This window comes from Flavobacterium sp. FG139 (assembly GCF_057809695.1).
On the sequence record NZ_JBMDKL010000006.1, the window covers coordinates 81,745 to 103,120 of the forward strand.

General features: G+C 34.4%; 17 protein-coding genes and 1 tRNA gene. 8 read left to right on the forward strand and 10 right to left on the reverse strand.

The annotated features are described in order from the left end of the window. Positions 1-19 precede the first annotated feature (19 nt). The 4 genes from tsf to rplM form a co-directional block, all read right to left on the reverse strand. Positions 20-844: a translation elongation factor Ts gene (gene tsf / locus ACODSI_RS06740; protein ID WP_488916073.1), complete on the reverse strand. Its 825-nt coding sequence runs from the start codon at positions 842-844 to the stop codon at positions 20-22. A 113-nt stretch (positions 845-957) separates the two neighbouring features. After that, entirely contained in the window at positions 958-1,779 is an 822-nt protein-coding gene (rpsB, locus tag ACODSI_RS06745) for a 30S ribosomal protein S2 (protein ID WP_488916074.1), read from the reverse strand. A 176-nt stretch (positions 1,780-1,955) separates the two neighbouring features. Then, a complete protein-coding gene (rpsI, locus tag ACODSI_RS06750; protein ID WP_488916075.1) occupies positions 1,956-2,342 on the reverse strand; it encodes a 30S ribosomal protein S9 in 387 nt (128 codons plus the stop codon). Beyond that, positions 2,342-2,797, reverse strand: coding sequence for a 50S ribosomal protein L13 (gene rplM, locus ACODSI_RS06755; protein WP_488916076.1), 456 nt, complete (start codon positions 2,795-2,797; stop codon positions 2,342-2,344). The genes rpsI and rplM overlap by 1 nt, the downstream gene beginning before the upstream one ends. A 282-nt stretch (positions 2,798-3,079) precedes the next feature. On the opposite strand from rplM, the gene ACODSI_RS06760 reads away from it, so the two are divergent. After that, the gene (locus ACODSI_RS06760; RefSeq protein ID WP_488916077.1) at positions 3,080-4,102 is read left to right on the forward strand and encodes a LacI family DNA-binding transcriptional regulator; all 1,023 of its coding nucleotides are present in this window, start codon (positions 3,080-3,082) and stop codon (positions 4,100-4,102) included. A gap of 28 nt (positions 4,103-4,130) precedes the next feature. Here ACODSI_RS06760 and polA read toward each other — a convergent pair whose 3' ends face one another. Both polA and ACODSI_RS06770 read right to left on the reverse strand, forming a co-directional pair. Continuing rightward, the gene (gene polA / locus ACODSI_RS06765) at positions 4,131-6,992 is read right to left on the reverse strand and encodes a DNA polymerase I (protein WP_488916159.1); all 2,862 of its coding nucleotides are present in this window, start codon (positions 6,990-6,992) and stop codon (positions 4,131-4,133) included. 6 nt (positions 6,993-6,998) lie between these two features. Next, positions 6,999-7,490, reverse strand: a complete 492-nt coding sequence (locus ACODSI_RS06770; protein WP_488916078.1) for a hypothetical protein — start codon at positions 7,488-7,490, stop codon at positions 6,999-7,001. A gap of 124 nt (positions 7,491-7,614) precedes the next feature. On the opposite strand from ACODSI_RS06770, the gene ACODSI_RS06775 reads away from it, so the two are divergent. Together ACODSI_RS06775 and ACODSI_RS06780 are read left to right on the forward strand one after the other, a co-directional pair. Then, on the forward strand, positions 7,615-8,847 hold the full coding sequence (locus ACODSI_RS06775) for a metallophosphoesterase (RefSeq protein ID WP_488916079.1): 1,233 nt from the start codon (positions 7,615-7,617) through the stop codon (positions 8,845-8,847). A 72-nt stretch (positions 8,848-8,919) separates the two neighbouring features. Further along, entirely contained in the window at positions 8,920-9,216 is a 297-nt protein-coding gene (locus ACODSI_RS06780) for a thioredoxin family protein (RefSeq protein ID WP_482469182.1), read from the forward strand. Here the strand turns inward: ACODSI_RS06780 and ACODSI_RS06785 are convergent. Further along, positions 9,213-9,851: a polysaccharide deacetylase family protein gene (locus ACODSI_RS06785; protein WP_488916080.1), complete on the reverse strand. Its 639-nt coding sequence runs from the start codon at positions 9,849-9,851 to the stop codon at positions 9,213-9,215. The genes ACODSI_RS06780 and ACODSI_RS06785 overlap by 4 nt on opposite strands. 98 nt (positions 9,852-9,949) lie before the next feature. Further along, positions 9,950-13,228, reverse strand: a complete 3,279-nt coding sequence (locus ACODSI_RS06790) for a glycosyltransferase family 117 protein (protein WP_488916081.1) — start codon at positions 13,226-13,228, stop codon at positions 9,950-9,952. 403 nt (positions 13,229-13,631) lie between these two features. Here ACODSI_RS06790 and ACODSI_RS06795 point away from each other — a divergent pair. Then, a tRNA-Gln gene (locus ACODSI_RS06795) sits at positions 13,632-13,702 on the forward strand. A gap of 104 nt (positions 13,703-13,806) precedes the next feature. On the opposite strand, the gene ACODSI_RS06800 is transcribed toward ACODSI_RS06795, so the two are convergent. Further along, positions 13,807-14,631: a universal stress protein gene (locus ACODSI_RS06800; protein WP_488916082.1), complete on the reverse strand. Its 825-nt coding sequence runs from the start codon at positions 14,629-14,631 to the stop codon at positions 13,807-13,809. 171 nt (positions 14,632-14,802) lie between these two features. Here ACODSI_RS06800 and rimP point away from each other — a divergent pair, with 171 nt between their 5' ends. From rimP to infB, 3 genes are read left to right on the forward strand one after another with little or no spacing between them, the layout of a single operon-like run. Next, entirely contained in the window at positions 14,803-15,267 is a 465-nt protein-coding gene (rimP, locus tag ACODSI_RS06805; protein ID WP_488916083.1) for a ribosome assembly cofactor RimP, read from the forward strand. A gap of 11 nt (positions 15,268-15,278) precedes the next feature. Next, the gene (gene nusA, locus ACODSI_RS06810; RefSeq protein ID WP_488916084.1) at positions 15,279-16,520 is read left to right on the forward strand and encodes a transcription termination factor NusA; all 1,242 of its coding nucleotides are present in this window, start codon (positions 15,279-15,281) and stop codon (positions 16,518-16,520) included. Positions 16,521-16,565: 45 nt separating this feature from the next. After that, the gene (gene infB / locus ACODSI_RS06815; protein WP_488916085.1) at positions 16,566-19,358 is read left to right on the forward strand and encodes a translation initiation factor IF-2; all 2,793 of its coding nucleotides are present in this window, start codon (positions 16,566-16,568) and stop codon (positions 19,356-19,358) included. Positions 19,359-19,406: 48 nt separating this feature from the next. Here infB and ACODSI_RS06820 read toward each other — a convergent pair whose 3' ends face one another. Next, entirely contained in the window at positions 19,407-19,796 is a 390-nt protein-coding gene (locus ACODSI_RS06820) for an SPOR domain-containing protein (RefSeq protein ID WP_488916086.1), read from the reverse strand. Positions 19,797-20,013: 217 nt separating this feature from the next. Between ACODSI_RS06820 and ACODSI_RS06825 the strand changes: the two genes are divergently transcribed. Continuing rightward, positions 20,014-21,366, forward strand: coding sequence for a c-type cytochrome (locus tag ACODSI_RS06825; RefSeq protein WP_488916087.1), 1,353 nt, complete (start codon positions 20,014-20,016; stop codon positions 21,364-21,366). Positions 21,367-21,376: the final 10 nt, after the last annotated feature.

The window sequence follows — 21,376 nt, forward strand, 5'->3', positions numbered from 1 at the left end:
TCGTATGTTGTCTTTAAAATTATCCTAAAGCAACTCTGCTAAATCCAGTAACAGTTAATCCGCCGTCAACCGATTTTACATAAGCAGCAACACTCATCGAACCATCTTTAATATAATCTTGGTTTACTAAAGTATTGTCTTTGTAAAAACGTTGGATTTTACCTTTAGCGATATTGTCTAACATAGCTTCTGGTTTTCCTTCTTGACGCAATTGGTCTTTAGCGATTTCAATTTCTTTTTCAATGATTGAGGCATCAACACCAGCTTCATCTAAAGCAATTGGATTCATTGCAGCAGCTTGCATTGCTACGTTTCTAGCAGCTTCTTCAGCACCTTCAACATTAGCAGATAAAGCAGTTAAAACCGCAATTTTATTACCAGCGTGAATGTAAGAACCAACAAAAGCACCATTCAATCTAGCGAAAGAAGCGATTTCAATTTTTTCTCCAATTACACCCGTTTGCTCAATTAATTTGTCAGCAACAGTGATACCATTAAAATCTGAAGCTAAAAAGGCTTCTTTAGTATCATAGTTTAAAGCTTGATTAGCTAAATCTGTAGCTAATTTTACGAAACCTTCATTTTTTCCAACGAAGTCAGTTTCGCAGTTCAATGTGATTACAACACCAGATGTTTTATCAGCATTTACAACTGCAATAGCAGCACCTTCAGTAGATTCTCTGTCTGATCTGTTAGCAGCCACTTTTTGACCTTTTTTTCTAAGGTTTTCGATTGCTAAATCAAAATCTCCATCAGCTTCTACTAATGCTTTTTTGCAGTCCATCATCCCTGCACCTGTGATTGTTCTTAATTTATTTACGTCTGCAGCAGTAATTGTTGCCATTTTGTTTTTTATTTTAAGATTAAAAAATTCTTTTAAAAGAAATTACGAATTACGAATTACGAATTACGCAAAACATACGCAATTCACAATTCATAATTCGTAATTGTTTTGTTTTATTCTTCTGATTTAGTTTCTTCAGCAGCTTCCACTTCAGGAGCAGCAGTTTCAACAACGGCAGCAACTTCAGGAGCGGCAACAACTTCTACTGCTTCAACTTCTGTAGCATCATCAGCTTCTTTATCAGAAGTTCTGTTTGCTAATCCGTCTTTTACAGCATCAGTTACTAAAGTCAAAATTTTGTCAATTGATTTAGAAGCATCATCATTGGCTGGGATAACGTAATCTACTTCACGTGGATCAGAGTTAGTATCAACCATTGCGAAAACTGGAATGTTTAATTTTTGTGCTTCTTTTATTGCGATGTGTTCAGCTTTGATATCCACTACAAATAATGCAGCAGGTAATCTAGACATGTCAGCGATAGAACCTAAGTTTTTCTCTAATTTCGCACGAAGACGATCAACTTGAAGTCTTTCTTTTTTAGAAAGTGTCATGAATGTTCCGTCTTTTTTCATTCTATCAATAGTAGCCATTTTTTTAACAGCTTTACGGATAGTAACGAAGTTTGTTAACATACCACCAGGCCATCTTTCTGTGATGTACGGCATGTTACAAGCTAATGCTTTTTCTGAAACAATATCTTTTGCTTGTTTTTTGGTAGCTACGAAAAGTATTTTTCTACCAGATGCTGCAATTTTTTTCATAGCTTCGTTAGCTTCTTCAATTTTTGCAGCTGTTTTATATAGGTTAATGATATGAATACCATTACGTTCCATATAAATGTAAGGAGCCATGTTTGGGTCCCATTTACGAGTCATGTGTCCAAAGTGAACACCTGCCTCTAATAATTCTTTAACGTCAATCTTGTTTGCCATTGTGTAATAGTTTACGTTCCGTGATTAGCAATTTTCAAGTAGTCACTTTCGGTATGTCTTGAAAATTTAGATGCTAAACTAATTCCCTTTTGATAAGGAATATCGACAACTTTGTTTTTAATTCAATTTTAATTGTAAAAATGGTGTTGAAAAAATATTCTGATAAAAATCGAATATTAACGTTTAGAGAATTGAAATCTCTTACGTGCTTTTTTCTGACCGAATTTTTTACGTTCTACCATTCTTGGATCTCTTGTTAGTAATCCTTCTGGTTTAAGGATAGCTCTGTTTTCAGCTTCTACCTCACACATTGCTCTAGCAATAGCCATTCTCACAGCTTCTGCTTGACCTGTTGAACCACCACCATATACATTTACTTTTACATCAAAGTTTTCAACGTTGTTTGTCATAGACATTGGTTGTAATACTTTGTACTGTAAAGTAGCTGTTGGGAAGTAGTTGTTAAATTCTCTTTTGTTTACGGTGATTTTTCCTGTTCCTTCAGAAACATAGACACGTGCCACAGCACATTTTCTTCTACCGATTTTGTGAATAACTCCCATTACTTTAAGTCGTTAAGGTTTACGGTTTTTGGCTGTTGAGCAGCGTGTTTGTGCTCAGTACCAACATTTACATTCAAATTGCGGAATAACTCAGCACCTAATTTGTTTTTAGGTAGCATTCCTTTTACAGCTTTTTCTACTAATAATGCAGGATTTTTTTGTTGCATTACTTTAGCAGTTAAACTTCTTTGTCCTCCTGGGTAACCTGTGTGTCTGATGTACGTTTTGTCATCTAACTTGTTACCAGTAAGGTTGATTTTTTCTGCGTTGATAACAATTACGTTATCTCCACAGTCAACGTGCGGTGTATAACTTGGTTTGTATTTACCTCTTAAAAGCATCGCAACTTTAGAAGCAAAACGACCTAAGTTATGACCTTCAGCATCTACAACAATCCACTGCTTGTCTGCTGTGGCTTTGTTTGCTGAAACTGTCTTGTAGCTTAATGTGTTCACAATAATTTATTTTAATTAAACATTCCATTCCCAATTAAGGGAGTGCAAAAGTACAATTATTTATTATATATGCAAAAATGATTTCCAATTTTAATTACTATTTTGAATTTTAACGTTTTATAAAGTGCCTTTTGTTGGCTTTTTAGCCCTGACTGGAAGGAAAAACCTTTGCTTTTTGGCAAAGTTTTGGGAGGAAGGCAGGAAAACGGATTACAAAAATGCTCCAAACCATTCGCTTCTAAATTTTATTTTCTTATTTTTACCATTTATATAAATAGACCAATGAAATCGAAAGCCACTTTAAAACAGATTGCCAAAGAATTAGGAGTTTCTGTATCGACCGTTTCTAAAGCGTTGAACGACAGTCCGGAAATTAGTGAACCAACGAAACTTCGTGTTCAAGAGTATGCTAAGTTGAAAAATTATAAGCCAAATGTTATTGGTTTGAATTTGAAAAACCGTTCTACAAGAACTATTGGTGTGATCATTCCTAATATTTTGAATTCTTTTTTTGCCAAGGTTTTTACTGGTATTGAAAAAGTAGCGGATGAAAAAGGATATAAGGTAATTACGTGTATTTCGAATGAGTCTTTAGAGAAAGAGATTAATGCTTTGGAGATGTTGAGTAACGGAACGATTGATGGTTTTATTCTATCTATTTCGGAAGAAGCACAAAAGTTGCACAAATTTGATCATTTTAAAACCATTATCAACGAAGGTACACCGATTGTAATGTTTGACCGTATTGCAGATGAAGTGAATTGTGATAAAGTGGTGGTGGATGATTTGGATTCAGCCTTTGATGCTACCAATCATTTGATAAAAACAGGATGTAAAAAGATTGCGCTTTTTTCGACTATTGATAATTTGAGTGTTGGAAAGTTGCGTGCTAAAGGTTTTTTCAAAGCCTTGGAAGAAAATGGTTTGCAAGCGGAAGAAAACCTTATCGTTTTAGCTGAATCTGAAGAAGGTTTTGATACTAAAGCGAAAGGATTTTTTGATAAAAATAAAGTAGATGCCGTTTTTGCTTTAGATGAGCATGCTTCGGTAACGGCTATGAAATTGGGTATTAAAAAAGGTTTGAAAATTCCGGAAGAACTTTCTGTTATTGGATTTGCTGATGGCGTTTGGTCAAGAAGAATGACTCCTAGTATGTCTACGGTAAGTCAACACGGACCAGAAATTGGCGAAGTAGCTACCAAAATGCTGATTGATAAATTAGAAAGTAAAGAAGAAATTTACAATCATAAAACTACGGTAATTAAAACCGAGTTGCGACAACGCGAATCGACTAGAAAATTATAAATAAAAAAGCGACTTTACGTCGCTTTTTTTAATGTGCTTCCAGCCAGTTTTTACCTGTGCCCATTTCTACTTCTAATGGTACGTCCATTTTGAAAGCGTTTTCCATTTCGTGTTTGATTAGTGGTTTTATTTTTTCTAATTCTGAAAGGTGAACATCAAACACCAATTCGTCATGAACTTGCAATAACATTTTTGATTTCCAGTTTTCGGAAGATAGTTTTTTGTGAATATTGATCATGGCAATTTTGATAATATCAGCTGCAGAACCTTGAATAGGAGCGTTAACGGCATTTCGTTCCGCACCACTTTTCACCATCATGTTGGCCGAATTAATATCTTTTAAATAACGACGTCTTCCTAAAACGGTTTGCACATAACCATTTTCTCTAGCAAAATCTACTTGATTGCTCATATACGATTTCAATTTTGGGTAAGTTGCATAGTAGGCTTCAATCAACTCGGCACTTTCTTTTCGCGAAAGCGAGGTTTGATTGGAAAGTCCGAATGCAGAAACGCCATATATGATTCCGAAATTCACGGTTTTGGCATTGCTACGTTGTTCTTTAGTCACTTCTTCCAGCGGAACATTAAACACTTTGGCGGCGGTACTTCGGTGAATGTCTTCATTATTTTGAAACGCTTTGATCATGTTTTCTTCGCCGGATAACGCGGCAATAATTCGAAGTTCTATTTGCGAATAATCGGCAGACAATAACGTATAATTTTCATCACGAGCAATAAATGCTTTTCTGATTAATCGGCCGCGTTCTGTACGAATCGGAATGTTTTGTAAATTCGGATTATTCGAACTCAAACGCCCTGTTGCAGCAACCGTTTGCATATAATCGGTGTGCACGCGACCTGTTTTTTTGTCAACTTGGTTGGGTAACGCATCAATGTAGGTGCTTTGCAATTTCACCATTTGACGCCAGTCGAGAATGTCTTTTACAATGGGGTTGTCATTGGCTAAATAACTTAAAATTTCTTCACCAGTGGCATATTGACCCGTTTTGGTTTTCTTTTGTTTGGCACCACCAATTTTTAATTTGTCAAATAAAACATCACCCAATTGTTTTGGTGAAGCCAAATTGAATTTTTCGCCAGCAGTTTCGTAGATTTTTTGTTCTAATGCAGCACTTTCTTTAGCCATTTCAACTGACATTTCTTTTAGAAATGGAACGTCAAGATTGATGCCTTCCAATTCCATGGCCGCTAAAACTGGAATTAATGGGATTTCGATCTCATCAAATAATTTTTTGGTTTCGGCTTTATCGAGAATCGGACTGAAATTTTGTTTTAATTGATAAGTTACATCGGCATCTTCGGCAGCGTATTCTTTAATATCTTCAAGCGGCACTTGTCGCATTGACAATTGGTTTTTGCCTTTTTTACCAATTAAATCTTCAATAGATTTAGGCGAATATTTCAAATACGTTTCACTTAAAACATCCATATTGTGACGCATATCTGGATTAATCAAATAATGCGCAATCATAGTATCAAATAATTTTCCTTTGATTTGAACTCCATAATGTGACAGAATTTTCAAATCATATTTGATATTTTGACCAATTTTTTCGATAGATTCGCTTTCAAAAAAAGGTTTGAATTTATCTACTAAAGTTTGCGCTTCTTCTTGATTTTCGGGAAACGGAACGTAGAACGCTTCACCTTTTTGCCATGAAAAAGACATTCCAACTAGTTCGGCATTTAAAGCATCAATTCCAGTAGTTTCAGTATCAAAACAAACCGAAGTTTGATGGAGTAAATTTTGCAAAAATAATTTTGTACCCAATTCACCTTGAATAATGGTGTAATTATGATTGGTGTTTTCTAAAGTGGCATAATGCGAATGTGATTTTTCTTTGCCATTTTCTTCATCTGAAAATCCAAATAAATCAAATTGATCTTCGTTTGTTTTTTTGGCTGGAGCTTTCTTTGCAGGTTGCAGCACATCACTTGAAGTACCATTGCCATTGGTGTCTATTTCGTCGTATTCTTTTCCAGTTCCAAAATATTTGTCAAACTGCGCTTTCATTTGGCGGAATTCCAATTCTTGAAATAGCGCGTCTGTTTTTTCTACATCGGGTTTGGATAATTCATAATCATTGGCATCAAAGGTAACTGGGCAATCGAGTAGGATAGTAGCTAATTTTTTTGACAATAAACCCAATTCGGCATTGGCTTCGATTTTATCTTTAATAGCGCCTTTTAGTTGATGCGTATTGGCTAGAAGATTTTCCATAGATCCATATTCAGCCAAGAATTTCTTAGCTGTTTTTTCACCAACGCCAGGTAATCCCGGAATGTTATCGGCAGCATCGCCCATCATACCCAAGAAATCGATGACTTGTTCTGGTCGTTCAATTTCGAATTTTTCTAGCACTTCAGGAATTCCCCAAATTTCAATATCGTTGCCCATTCGTGCCGGTTTGTACATGAAAATATTTTCAGAAACCAATTGCGCAAAATCTTTATCGGGTGTTACCATAAACACTTTGAACCCTTCTTTTTCAGCTTGTTTTGCCAGGGTTCCAATCAAATCGTCGGCTTCAAAACCCGCTTTTTCAATAATCGGAATATGCATGGCTTTCAATAATTCTTGAATGTAGGGCACGGCAATTTTAATAGCTTCTGGGGTTTCGTCACGATGGGCTTTATATTCTTGGTACATTTCGTAACGGTAATCACTTCCGCCTTTATCGAAAGCTACGGCCAAATGATCTGGTTTTTCGCGTTTGATAACATCCATCAAAGCATTCATGAATCCCATAATGGCCGAAGTGTCCATTCCTTTCGAATTGATTCTTGGGTTTTTTATAAAGGCAAAATAGCCACGAAATATTAGGGCGTAAGCGTCAAGAAGGTAAAGTCGTTTTTGTGACATGATTTTTGTTTAAAAGGTAATTGAAATTCCAAAACCGTTCGAGTTGGAAATGAATGATGTTGATTCAATATTAAATCCAGTATTCGGTTTTTTTAAATCTTCATTTATTAAAGCAACTGCTCGCTTTATTTTTTTTGAAAAGCCCAATTTAATAGGTATGGCAATAATTACCATAGCACCACCAACAAAGTACATTACATTATTAGTATCGGCATTTAAGGAATTTGTTCCAGAATGTTTATTTATCATGGTAATGTGCTTAATTACAACTGTAGACATTCCTCCATATAAAAGTATACTGCCCAACGTTTGTTTAGTTTTTCCTATATTATACAAGTGAAGAGCTTCGGTATTATTAACAAGCAAGCTTTTAACTTCTTCAGAAGTTAGTTTTTGTTGGTTAGAGTTAAAAACTCTTCCGTTACTTTTGCAAGTTAAAGTGTCTTGAGCAAAATTTAATAATGGAAGAACTAGTAAAAATAGAAGTGCTGTCTTTTTCATAAGAGTGTATGGGATTGATTTGAAACAAAAATAGTTTTTAATACATAAATATTATAATAAAGATTAACTAAAATTTATGTTTTTGTAGATTAATGATTTTTACTTTTGTTAAAAAATTTCAAATATGGCGTTTCGTTGGATTATATTTATAGTAATTATTGCCTTTATTGAACTTTATGCATTTCAGGCAGTAAAAACGTTTACCAAAGTACGATGGGTTTTAATAACTTATGTATTGGTTTCAGTGGCAGCTATAATCTTTATTGGATATCAATTTACAAAATTCGACAGAAGTGTTGGGCAAACCCAAATGACCATGATTACATTAGGGCTGTTGTTGTTGGTTTTGATTCCGAAGTTGATTTTGACTTTAGTGTTATTTTTAGAAGATGTTTACCGAATTTTATCAGGAACAATATCTAAATTTTCTGGAGCATCTACGGGTGATTTTTTACCTGAAAGAAGACGTTTTGTAAGTCAGATTGCATTAGGAATCGCCGCAATACCATTCGCCTCTTTAATATATGGAATGACCTTTGGGAAGTACAATTACAAAGTGATTCGCCAACAAATTTTCTTTCCCGATTTGCCAGATGCTTTTGACGGATTTAAAATCACACAAATTTCTGATGTGCATAGCGGTAGTTTTGATAATCCTGAAAAGATTAATTATGCTATCGATTTGATTAATGAGCAAGAAGCCGATATGATTTTGTTTACCGGTGATATTGTCAATACGCATGCCAAAGAAATGCTACCTTGGATTGATACCTTTAATCGTATTAAGAAATTCAAATATGGTAAATATTCTGTTTTAGGAAACCATGATTATGGCGAATATGTTGATTGGAAAACGGAGGCAGATAAAGCCAAAAACTTTCATGATATAAAGGATTTGTACGGTAAAATTGGCTTCAATTTAATGCTTAATGAGCATACGTATATTCAAAAAGGAAACGATAAAATCGCTTTGGTCGGAGTAGAAAATTGGGGCGTAAAATTTAAAAAAGCAGGCGATTTACATAAAGCTTCTGAAGGTTTGACTAAAGAAGAATTTAAAATCTTGATGAGCCACGATCCAAGTCATTGGGATGCAGAAGTGAATAAACACCCAAAAGATTTTCACTTAATGCTTTCAGGGCATACCCATGGATTGCAATTTGGTATAGAAATTCCAGGATTTTTTAAATGGAGTCCAGCGCAATATGTGTATGAACAATGGGCCGGGTTGTATGAAAAAGCAGGAAAATACATTTATGTAAACCGCGGTTTTGGGTTTCATGCCTATCCGGGTAGAGTGGGTATTATGCCCGAAATAACAGTAATTGAACTAAAAAAAGGGAAAAGTTTAGTATAATTCGTTAAATATGCTACATTTGTAGTGTAATATTTCTTTTTTTAGCTAAAGAAAACAAAATATTTTGGTTTTATGTCAAAATTTGGAGAACTTATCAATGCTCAAGTTCCTGTGTTAATTGACTTTTACACAGAGTGGAACGAATCATCAGTAATCATGCATCCTGTAATTAGAGATGTAGCAGCTGCACTTGGTGATAAAGCAAAAGTGATTAAAATTGATGTGGATAAAAATCAGGAATTAGCCGAAGCACTTCGTATAAAAGGACTTCCAACATTGATGATCTATAAAGAAGGTCAAATGGTATGGAGGCAATCGGGCGAGTTGGATGCTAATACCATAATTGGTTTAGTTCAAGAACAAGTTTAGTCAATTACATCACAAACAAATCCTTTTTCTTTTAAAAATGCTAAGGTTCTTGGTAAAGTAAATTCCAAGTTACGGAAGGCTTTTTGGCTGTCGTGAAAAACGATAATACTGCCTGAAGTTACATTTTTAAGAACATTTTCTAAGCATTGTTCTGGAGAAATAGTTGCATCAAAATCGATACTCAATACATCCCACATAATTATTTTGTAGCCTAATTTTCTCAATATTTTAGATTGAGAAGGTTTTATTTTACCATAAGGCGGACGAAATAAATGCGTTTGCTCAAAATTCTGTTTGTTGAGCTCTTCTTCATATAACTTAGCATTCTCAATATACTCTAAGGTTGTAGTTTGCCATCCGTTTAAATGATTGTAAGTGTGGTTTCCAACGGAATGCCCATCTTGGATTACCTTATGTGCTATTTCAGGATATTTTCTAAGGTTATCACCAATGCAAAAAAAAGTAGCTTTAACATTGAAGTTTTTGAGTTGTGTTAGCGTCCATTCTGTAATTTCGGGTGTTGGACCATCATCAAAAGTTAAAAAAACTTTGTTTTCTTTATTTGGAATATCCCAAACATAATTTGAAAATATTTTTTTTACCAACCAATGTGTTTTTACCCAACTTAGTTTCATGTGTAGCAAATTTAATTTTAAGTCGTCACCAATCAAAAGTACATAAAAAAAGTGCCAACAACTGAATGAATGGCACTTTATTATAGTTGAATTACTAATTACTCTTTGTCTCTACCAAATCGTTGGAATCTGTTGTTGTAAGAATTGAAATCGCCTCTACTTTTGTTGTAGAATTCTATGTCGCCATGTTTTTTCATTACTTCCAATAAACTTCTATAGCGTTCAATTGCCGTTACAATATCAGTCCCCATATAGTTTTGATCTTCGGCATTAAATGTGCTGTAGTATAACAATTCTTCTTTGTATTTGGTCATCAATTTGGTTATTAAATCGCGTGCTTTTTGTTTTTCGCCAATTTCATAATAGCCTGTTGCAAATGGTTCTACAGTTAAATAATAGCCATAATAATCTAATGGCATTTTAGAAATGGCTAAATCAATTACTTTTTTGGCTTTATCGTTTTTGCCTTCTGAGATTAATGCCTTCATTAAACGCGATAAATTTGTTCGATATGAAATGGCGTTTCTTCTGGTTTCAGGATCGTGATAGATTTTCGAACTTTCTCCGTTACCCCATTCCCATTTCATGGCAAGATTGTACATTTTATCGGTATCCAATTGTCCCATATCTGGATAATCTTCTTCTTTTACTGGAGTTTTGATAGGAACTAATTTATACACCATTCCGTCCAATTGAAGGTAATCTTTCATCCATAAATAGTCATCATCACCAAAACTTCCTGGGCTGAAATAAATAGGTCGTTTCCAGTTGTTATTGACTAAGATGTCAAACATGATTAGGCGGTTTTTATACAATGCTCCGCCATTCAAATCGATATCAATAAAAGGAACTATAGAGTCGTATTGTTTAGCGTTCACAACTTTATTGGCTATGACAGCATTTTTATCAATAGCATACCGTACTTTATTGGTAGGGAAGAAATTTAATTTATGACCACTTTGCATTTCAACTTTAGACAATGTGTCTTCTCTTTTGGCAAAGTTTATAAAATCTTTTAAATTCCATCGGCTGTCTACTTTTCTGTTGAAAATAACAGCATCTCTATTGTCTGCTACATATTGTTGATGTTCGAATGAAATGGGTAATCCATCAGATTTATAGGTTTTCATTTTCATTTGATCGATATACCAATCGGTCATCAACAAGCTTGTGTTTACTATTTTCACGTCGGTTCTATAGCCCTCAATTTCTTGAGCATACCAAAGTGGGAAGGTGTCGTTGTCGCCAATAGTGAACAAAATTCCGTTTTGGTCACACGATGCCAGATAGTTTTTAGCCATGGCAATTGCAGTATATCTTCCAGAACGATCGTGATCGTCCCAGTTTTGTGATGCCATCAATACTGGAGCGGCTAGTAAACAAGTAGTAATCACTAGTGGTCCAACAATTTTGTTGGCTACTTTTTCTTTTATCATTTCGTAAATGGCATACACTCCAAATCCAATCCAAATGGCAAATACATAAAAAGACCCTACAAGCGCATAATCTCTTTCTCGTGGTTCAAAAGGTCTTTCATTTAAATAAATCTTAAGCGCCAGTCCAGTGAAAAGAAATAATACTAATAATACATAAAAACTCTTTAAATCTCTTTGAGCGTGGTACATTAAACCAATTAATCCTAAAAAGAAGGGAAGAAAATAATATAAATTTCTACCTTTATTGTTCGCGACATCTGGCGATAAATTGTCTTGTGAGCCCAAATGAATCTTGTCAACAACCTTGATTCCACTGAGCCAATTTCCGTCTAAATTATCATATCTTCCTTGGTTATCGTTTTGTCTTCCCACGAAATTCCACAATAAATAACGGCCATACATGTATCCAAACTGATACTCAACCATGAAACTTAAATTATCCCATGTAGACGGTTTTTCTACAATTAAATAATCGCTGTATTTTTTTAGGAAAGCTACGTAACTGTCGTTGTCTAATTGTTTTTGGTTGTAGGCTTGTTTAAATTTAGCTACGTTTTTTTCCATTTCATTTCGAAGTTGTGCGGTGTATTGAGCAACTTGTTCTTCGGTTAAGGTATTGATGTCAATTCCGTATTGGGCCAAATCTCTTTCGTATTCATAATCTGGATTCATTTTGAATTTTGGCACTCCTGCAAAATTTATATACCCTTGAACATTATCAGGGCTCCACATTCTAGGCAGGATTGCTTTGTGTGCGTCATCAGAATTTTGTTCGGCGTTTTTATAATCATTTACAATGACGTATTTACCTGATTTTTCATCTCTTTCATAATTAGGAGCTTTGTCCAAATAAGGTGTTTTAGGGTCTAATCCTGCAAAGGCATCGGTATATTGTGGTCCGTAGAATAACGGATTAACACCATATTGTTCACGATTGTAATAAGCTAACACCTCTGCGGCATCGGAAGGTTTGTTTTCATTAATAGGCGTATTAGCATTAGCGCGAATAGGCAACATCATCCAAGTTGAAAACCCAATTAAAACAAAAAGAATACACAATAATACAGTATTATAGGTAGGGTGATTTTTCTTTTTGGTATAGTTTAATCCAAAATAGAAAAAGGCAATAATTACTAACAAGGCAAATATAGTTCCTGAATTAAAGGGTAAACCAAGATTGTTGACCATATAGATTTCGGTTTTACCAAAAAATGCCAACGTGTAGGGAAGTAAAAGTTTGAATATAAAAAGAAGTACAGCAACAATTATGATGTTGGCTAGAATGAAATTCTTAATTGTGATTTTCTTGTAGTTTTTGAAATAATATAAAAATCCGATAGAAGGAATGGTTAAAAGTGCCATGAAGTGTACCCCAAAAGACAGACCCACCACCAAACTAATTAACAATAACCATCGGTTTCCTCTTGGTTCGTGCATTTCTTGTTCCCATCGAAGGCCCAACCAAAGCAGTAGTGCAATTAGTAACATTGCCATAGCATACACTTCGGCTTCTACAGCATTAAACCAAAAACTATCCGAAAAAGTGAAGGCTAAAGCACCAACAAAAGAACTTCCTAAGATTACAATACTGTTGTTTTTATCAATTTCAGTATATGACGAAATGATTTTTTTCAATATAATTGATGATGACCAAAACAGAAATAATATCGTGAAAGCACTAGAAAACACCGACATCATATTAACCATTAGCGCCACAGTTTCTTTGCTTGTTGCAAACATTGCAAAAAAGGCACCCAGCATTTGAAATAAAGGCGCTCCAGGCGGATGTCCTACTTCTAGTTTAGCGGTTGTAGCAATGTATTCGCCACAATCCCAAAAACTCATTGTAGGTTCAACGGTTAAAGTGTAAGTGATTAATGCAATTGAAAAAGCCAACCAACCCATTATGTTGTTCCACTTTTTAAAGTCAAATGTTGTCATAGTATAGTATGAGGTTAATGTAAGTGCAAAGAAACTATTTTTTTGTGTAACCCTTTAACAAAAAATTAAAAATACTGATTGTAATTGTTGTAATTCGGTTTTGTGAATCAAAAATAATCGTATTCTTTTGTTTAATAAACTTTTCGTTAGTCTTTAACCTTCATTTAACTTAGCTGTTTTTTGAGGTTATGGCATAATACAATGAAATTAAAAAAAATGAATTATAATTTTAAAACATTTAGTATCTGTAAATTAATAAACAGCATAAATATTTTTAAGGCATTATGAATAAAAAAGCGGTTAAATATTTGCTTAAAATAAAAAATGTATTAAATTTGCACCCGCATTCAGGTACAAAATTAGAGTATTGAACTAGTAAAGTTAATGAATGTTTAGTGCATTTTGGTCTATGGTGTAATGGTAACACAACTGTTTTTGGTGCAGTCTTTCAAGGTTCGAGTCCTTGTAGACCAACAGAAAAATCCCAACTGAAAAGTTGGGATTTTTTGTTTTATCTCAATTTGATATTTTAGTATATAAAAAACGCTCAAATATTTGAGCGTTTTTTATTTTGTAAATTATATCTTGAAAGTGACAACTGGAAGTTTTGAATGATTCACTAAATCTTCACTAATACTTCCGTTAAAAAAGTGAGAAAGTCCTTTTCTGCCGTGAGTACTCATTCCAATCAAATCAGCGTTAATGGTGTTAGCAAAATTTAAGATGCCTTTTTCAACGTTAGTTTCGTTGTAAATATGTGTTTTTACTTTGTTTACTTGATATCCAGAAAGGAAGTTTTTCATCACTTCTTCTGCTGCAGAAGTAGACTTAAAGTTGTTTGGGGTGTTTACGGTAACTAAGTGTAATGTTGCGTCAAATTTGTTAGCAAACTCAACTACTTTCCAGAAAGGTTTTTTAATTTCATCACTAAAATCTGAAGCGAAAACAAAATCGTTTACTTCAAAAACACCTTGGTCTTTTTTGATAATCAGCACAGGCACTTCAGAGTTGCGAACTACTTTTTCGGCATTTGAACCAATAAACATTTCTTTATAGCCGCTAGCGCCGTGAGAACCCATTACAATCAAGTCAACATTGTTTATTTGACTAATTTTTAGAATTCCGTCAAATGCCATTTCAAATTGGATGATTTCTGAAACTTTTAGGCCTTCAAGAAAGTCGGAATCCATTAATTCTTCTAATTTTCGGATGGCGGCATTTTTAAAAAACATGATTTCAGGAATGTCAGTTCCAGAACCAACAGCGTCGCTTGATTCGTGAGGCAATTCAAGCATGTGTAGCAAAATGATTTCGCCATTATTTTTTCTTGCAATTTGTGCAGCAACTTTCAGAGCATATTCAGCGTTTTGAGAAAAGTCAGTAGGTATTAAAATTTTTTTCATGATTATAAAAAAGATAAATTTTTGTTGTTTGTGTAAATTATAGAGTATAAAGGTATAAAAAAAATATAAAAGCCAAGGGTTTTAATATAAAAAAAAATTCTATATTTGCACCATTGTTAAACAGAAATGGAATAATGAGGGAAGCAGTGCTTCCCTCTTTTTATACAAAATATGACATTTAAAGAGCAGGTTTCAAAACTTCTAAACGATGCTTTACTAGAAAAAGCCAATTTGTTTTTGATAGATTTATCAATTTCAGATACTTACAAAATTATTGTAACTTTGGACGGTGATACTGGAGTAAACCTTCAAGATTGTATCGATGTAAGTAGAGCAATTGAAAACAATTTAGACAGAGAGGAACATGATTATGCGCTTGAGGTGGCTTCGGTTGGTGTAGGTTCGCCTTTGAAATTAGTGAGACAATACATTAAAAATGTAGGAAGAACATTAATTGTTAAGACTAACGTGGAGACAATTGAAGCTGAATTAGTGGAAGCAAATGAACAAAATATAGTGTTGTCTTGGCAAGCAAGAGAGCCTAAAAAAATAGGAAAAGGAAAAGAGACCGTTCAAAAACGTCAAGAAATTCCTTATTCAGAAATAAAAGAAGCAATTGTTACAATAAAATTTTAATTAATATAGGAATGGAAAATATTGCATTAATCGAATCATTCTCAGAGTTTAAAGACGATAAACTTATTGATCGAGTAACGCTTATGGCGATTTTGGAAGATGTATTTAGAAATGCTTTAAAAAAGAAGTATGGTTCTGATGACAACTTTGATATTATCATAAACCCTGATAAAGGAGATATGGAAATCTGGCAAAGAAGAATTGTGGTTGCTGATGATGATTTGGATTTGGAACACTTAGAAATTACCTTGTCAGATGCTAGAAAAATTGAACCTGATTTTGAAATTGGAGAAGAAGTTTCTGAGGAAGTAAAATTGATAGATTTAGGAAGAAGAGCTATTTTAGCCTTACGTCAAAACTTGATTTCCAAAATTCACGAACACGACAATACCAATTTATATAAGCAATTTAAAGATATTATTGGAGAGATCTATACGGCCGAGGTGCATCATGTGCGTCCAAGAGTTGTAATTTTGGTGGATGATGAAGGAAACGAAATTGTATTGCCAAAAGAAAAACAAATTCCATCCGATTTTTTCAGAAAAGGAGATAATGTAAAAGGAATTATTGAAAGCGTTGAATTGAAAGGTAATAAACCTCAAATTGTGATGTCTAGAACTTCAGAAAAATTCTTGGAAAAATTATTTGAACAAGAAATTCCAGAAGTTTTTGATGGTTTAATTATGATTAAAAAAGTAGTGAGAATTCCTGGTGAAAAAGCAAAAGTAGCCGTTGATTCTTATGATGATAGAATTGATCCAGTTGGAGCTTGTGTTGGTATGAAAGGATCGCGTATTCATGGAATCGTTCGTGAATTAGGCAATGAAAATATCGACGTTATAAACTACACGACTAATGCCTCTTTATTGATAACAAGAGCATTGAGTCCTGCCAAAGTTTCCTCTGTCAAAATTAATGAAGAAACCAAACATGCAGAAGTATTTTTGAAATTAGAAGAAGTTTCAAAAGCGATTGGTCGTGGTGGTCAAAACATTAAATTAGCAGGTCAATTAACAGGTTATGAATTGGATGTAATTCGTGAAGGAAGTACTGCTGAAGATGACGATGTTGAATTAACAGAATTCTCAGATGAAATCGATGGATGGATTATTGATGAGTTTGCCAAAATTGGTTTAGACACCGCTAAAAGTATTTTGAAACAAGATGTTGCCGATTTAGCGAGAAGAACCGATTTAGAAGAAGAAACAATACAAGAAGTAATGCGCATATTGAAAGAAGAGTTTGAAGATTAATTCTGATTTCACCCCAATTAAAAAAAAGAATTTATAAAAGATTTTATGTCTGAAGAAAGAAATATTAGAATAAACAAAGTTTTAAGGGAATTAAATATTTCGTTAGAAAGAGCTGTCGATCATCTTAAAGAAAAGGGTATTGCTATTGATGCAAATCCAAATGCTAAGATTTCCGATAAAGAGTTTGATATTCTACAAAATCAATTTGCTGGTGATAAAGGCAACAAAGAAGCCTCAAAAGGTGTTAGCGAAGAGATAAAAAAAGAAAAAGAAGCGCTTCGTCTTGAAAGAGAAAAAGAAATTGAAGACAAGAAAAAACAAGAAGAAGAGCGTCAACGTCTTGAAGTAATTAAAGCTAAAGCTGTAGTTACAGGTCCGAAACAAGTAGGGAAAATTGAGTTAGATACTAAAACAACTACTCCAATTAAGCCTGAAGCACCAAAGCCAGTAAATGCTCCTCAGGAAGTAAAATCTGCAGAAGTTAAAAAAGAAGCGTCGAAAGAAACAGTCGCAGAAAAGGCAGAAGCGGAAGTTGCTCCTGTTGCTATTGAAAAATCAGAGAAAACGGTTGTGGTTGCCGATACGGAAACACCTGCAGTTGACGAAACGCATACCACACAATATCAAAATCTTTCGGGTCCAACTTTAACGGGACAAAAAATTGATTTGTCGCAATTCAACAAACCTAAAAAGAAAGTTGAGAATCCAAAAATAAATAGCGCAAGCAAGACAGATCCTAACGCTAACAAAAACAAGCGTAAAAGAATTCCGCCAAAACCAGGTGAAGCTCGTCCGGGAACTCCTGGAGGAAATGCGGCTGGAGGTCAAAATCGTCCTGCAGGTGCTGGAGGAAACAAATTTACTGCTAACAAACCAGGTGGTGGTGGATTCCAAAAAGGAAACCGACCAGCGATTGTTCAAAAAGTTGAGCCTACAGAAGAAGAGGTTAAAAACCAAATCAAAGAAACCCTTGAAAGACTTCAAGGTAAAGGGTCTAAGTCTAAGGCGGCTAAATACAGAAGAGACAAAAGAGATTCGCACCGTCAACGTACTGATGACGAGCAAAGAGCTATAGAGGAAGGAAGCAAAACAATCAAAGTAACCGAGTTTGTTACTGTAGGTGAAGTGGCTACCATGATGGATGTGCCAATTACTAAAGTGATTGGAACCTGTATGTCGTTAGGAATCATGGTAACCATGAATCAACGTTTAGATGCTGAAACTTTGACTATTGTAGCAGATGAATTTGGTTATGAAGTAGAATTTATTACAACAGATATTGAAGAATCTTTAGAAGTTGTAGAAGATAGAGAAGAAGATTTAGTACCGAGAGCTCCAATCGTAACTGTAATGGGTCACGTAGATCACGGTAAAACTTCCTTATTGGATTACATCCGTAAAGAGAATGTTATCGCTGGTGAGTCGGGTGGAATTACACAACACATAGGTGCTTATGCAGTTCAATTAGACAACGGACAAAAAATTACATTCCTTGATACGCCAGGTCACGAAGCGTTTACCGCTATGCGTGCTCGTGGAGCTCAAGTTACCGATATCGCTATTATTGTAATCGCTGCCGACGACGACATCATGCCACAAACAAAAGAGGCAATCAGTCACGCTCAAGCAGCTGGAGTTCCAATGATATTTGCTATCAATAAAGTAGATAAACCTCATGCTAATCCTGAAAAGATTAAAGAACGTTTGGCTTCTATGAATTTATTGGTAGAAGATTGGGGTGGAAAATACCAATCGCATGACATTTCTGCCAAAATGGGAATGGGTGTAAAGGAATTACTTGAAAAAGTATTGTTGGAAGCCGAAATTTTAGATTTAAAAGCCAATCCAAACAAGCCTGCTGTTGGTACCGTTGTGGAAGCACAATTAGATAAAGGTAGAGGATATGTTTCTACTATATTAGTACAATCTGGAACTTTAAGAGTTGGAGATTATGTATTGGCTGGTAAAAACCATGGTAAGGTTAAAGCGATGTATGATGAAAGAGGAAACAGCATGAAAGAAGCTGGGCCTTCTACTCCAATGTCTATTTTAGGATTGGATGGAGCGCCAACCGCTGGAGATAAATTCAACGTTTTTGAAGACGAAAGAGAAGCCAAGCAAATTGCGGCTAAGCGTACACAATTAATGCGTGAGCAATCGGTAAGAACACAGCGACACATTACTCTTGCTGAAATTGGACGTCGTATTGCGCTTGGACAATTTAAAGAGTTGAACATTATCCTTAAAGGTGATGTGGATGGTTCTGTAGAAGCATTGTCAAACTCTTTTGCGAAATTATCAACTGAAGAAATTCAAATTAATATTATTCATAAAGGAGTTGGAGCTATTACTGAGACCGATGTAATGTTAGCTTCTGCTTCTGATGCGATCATTATCGGATTTAATGTACGTCCTGCTGGAAATGCGAGACAATTAGCCGATAAAGAAGAAATTGATATCAGAAACTATTCTATAATCTATGATGCCATTGATGACTTGAAAGACGCAATGGAAGGCATGTTGTCTCCTGAGTTGAAAGAAGAAATTACCGGTACAGCAGAAATTAGAGAAACATTCAAAATTTCTAAAGTAGGAACTATCGCTGGATGTATGGTTACCGATGGTAAGATTTTTAGAAGTTCTAAAATCAGAATTATTCGTGAAGGAGTGGTTATTTACACTGGTGAATTATCAACTTTGAAACGCTTTAAAGACGATGTAAAAGAAGTTTCAAAAGGATATGATTGTGGTATTCAAATTAAAAACTACAACGACATTGAGCAATTGGATATTATCGAAGCTTTCCAAGAAGTAGAAGTAAAGAAAAAGTTGAAATAATTAATAGAAGTATTCATAAAAAATCCCGAGTAATCGGGATTTTTTTATTTATCTATTCGGCTTAATTAATATAGCATTAGGGTATTTTTTTTTCAAAATATTGAGATGGTGTTCTGCTTCAATTCTCGTTTTGAAATTTCCAATCCATACCTTATACAATGGAGTGCTAAAAACTATTGTTGCATCATAGGTTTTATTCTCTTTTTTAAATTGTATGAGTGTTTTTTTTGACTCTTCACTTGAGCCATTAAATATCTGGATTTTATATCTGTTGTTGATTGTGATTGAAGAATTTACCTTTCTTTTTTCGCTCAATAATTGTTCAAATTTAGGGTCTTGATTGACGGTCACTTCTTGTGCAATTATTGTGTTAAAGTTTGAAAATAATAAAATAAATAAGCTCGATTTTACGAGGTTTTTTGGTGTTAAAAATTTCATAATGGTTTGATTTTAATGCAAATGTAATACTTATGTGATTATACCAAATTAAAAATATTATTTAGAATTAATATAAATTGATAATTAAGATATATTTAAGGTTTTGAGAATAGTTCATAAATTGTATTTTTGCTCAAGTTTTAAAAAAAGTGTATTGGCATTTTCTTAAAATAACAGAAAAGACCATGCCACAAATTAGTCGATAATCATTTATAATATGAAAAAAGTGGGTAACCATAATTCGATTTCCAGAATCTATTCATTCGGATTAGCATTAATGCTAACTTTCTCCTTATCTACATTTGCCCAAGAAGCTCCGACTGCCGGTGCGGCGACAACAGCTCCTGCTGCGACTGCTGCAAAAGCAGATGCGGCTCCTGCTGCAACTTCAGGTGGTGATGCTGTAAAAGGAAAAGAATTATTCAACACAAATTGTGCTGCTTGTCACAATTTAGACAAGAAAATGACAGGTCCAGCACTTAGAGGTGTTTCAGGACGTCATAAAAAAGATTGGTTTTATGGTTGGATTAAAAATAGTTCGGCTTTAATAAAATCAGGTGATGCTGATGCGGTAAAACTTTGGAATGAAAACAAGCCAGCTGTGATGACTGCTTTTCCTCAATTGTCTAATGGAGACATTGATAACATCATTGCCTACACTGATGAGGTTAAAACAGAGCCTGAAGTTGCTAAAACAGCAGGTCCTCCAGGAACAGAAAAACAAGAAGGTGGTATTTCTAACGGAGTAATACTTGGAGCTTTAGCTTTAGTAATGTTTATGTTAGTGGTTATGTTGTTTTTAGTGAACAATGTATTGACTAAAATTGCTAAATCTAACGGTATAGAAGTTGCTGCTAAAGAAGCTAGATTGCCAATTTGGAAAGCATTTGTTAAAAACCAATTTTTAGTTTTGGTTTCGGCTATATTCTTATTGTTGGCTAGTGGATATTTTGTGTATGGTTTCTTAATGCAAGTTGGTGTTGATCAAGATTATTCGCCAATACAACCAATTCATTACTCGCACAGAATTCATGCTGGAAATAACAAAATTGACTGTAAGTACTGTCACTCTGCTGCTAGAGTAAGTAAAAATGCGGGTATTCCTTCGTTGAATGTTTGTATGAATTGCCACAAAAATATTGCAGAAGTATCGGATACAACTTCAACAGTTGATGGTCATACTAAAGCGTTTTATGATGGTGAAATCAAAAAATTATACGATGCTGTAGGATGGGATGGTTCTAAATATACAGGAAAAACTAAACCAGTGAAATGGGTTAGAATCCATAATTTACCTGACTTCGCTTATTTCAACCACTCTCAACACGTAACTGTTGCTGGAATTGAATGTCAAAAATGTCACGGTCCGGTTCAAACTTACGAAGTACAAAAACAATTTGCTCCATTAACCATGGGTTGGTGTATTAAATGTCACCGTGAAACAGATGTTAAAATGGAAGGCAATGCTTACTACGATAAAATTCACAAAGAACTTTCTAAAAAATATGGTGTAGACAAATTGACTGCTGCACAAATGGGAGGTTTAGAATGTGGTAAGTGTCACTATTAATCAATTATTA

Excerpts from the sequence above, each read along its gene's own strand:
- ACODSI_RS06785 (WP_488916080.1), bottom strand. The coding sequence starts at position 9,851 with ATGAAACTAAGTTGGGTAAAAACACATTGGTTGGTAAAAAAAATATTT.
- ACODSI_RS06775 (WP_488916079.1), top strand. The coding sequence starts at position 7,615 with ATGGCGTTTCGTTGGATTATATTTATAGTAATTATTGCCTTTATTGAA.
- ACODSI_RS06780 (WP_482469182.1), top strand. The coding sequence starts at position 8,920 with ATGTCAAAATTTGGAGAACTTATCAATGCTCAAGTTCCTGTGTTAATT.
- tsf (WP_488916073.1), bottom strand. The coding sequence starts at position 844 with ATGGCAACAATTACTGCTGCAGACGTAAATAAATTAAGAACAATCACA.
- ACODSI_RS06800 (WP_488916082.1), bottom strand. The coding sequence starts at position 14,631 with ATGAAAAAAATTTTAATACCTACTGACTTTTCTCAAAACGCTGAATAT.
- ACODSI_RS06770 (WP_488916078.1), bottom strand. The coding sequence starts at position 7,490 with ATGAAAAAGACAGCACTTCTATTTTTACTAGTTCTTCCATTATTAAAT.
- rimP (WP_488916083.1), top strand. The coding sequence starts at position 14,803 with ATGACATTTAAAGAGCAGGTTTCAAAACTTCTAAACGATGCTTTACTA.
- infB (WP_488916085.1), top strand. The coding sequence starts at position 16,566 with ATGTCTGAAGAAAGAAATATTAGAATAAACAAAGTTTTAAGGGAATTA.
- ACODSI_RS06825 (WP_488916087.1), top strand. The coding sequence starts at position 20,014 with ATGAAAAAAGTGGGTAACCATAATTCGATTTCCAGAATCTATTCATTC.
- ACODSI_RS06790 (WP_488916081.1), bottom strand. The coding sequence starts at position 13,228 with ATGACAACATTTGACTTTAAAAAGTGGAACAACATAATGGGTTGGTTG.
- rpsI (WP_488916075.1), bottom strand. The coding sequence starts at position 2,342 with ATGGGAGTTATTCACAAAATCGGTAGAAGAAAATGTGCTGTGGCACGT.
- nusA (WP_488916084.1), top strand. The coding sequence starts at position 15,279 with ATGGAAAATATTGCATTAATCGAATCATTCTCAGAGTTTAAAGACGAT.
- ACODSI_RS06820 (WP_488916086.1), bottom strand. The coding sequence starts at position 19,796 with ATGAAATTTTTAACACCAAAAAACCTCGTAAAATCGAGCTTATTTATT.
- rpsB (WP_488916074.1), bottom strand. The coding sequence starts at position 1,779 with ATGGCAAACAAGATTGACGTTAAAGAATTATTAGAGGCAGGTGTTCAC.
- ACODSI_RS06760 (WP_488916077.1), top strand. The coding sequence starts at position 3,080 with ATGAAATCGAAAGCCACTTTAAAACAGATTGCCAAAGAATTAGGAGTT.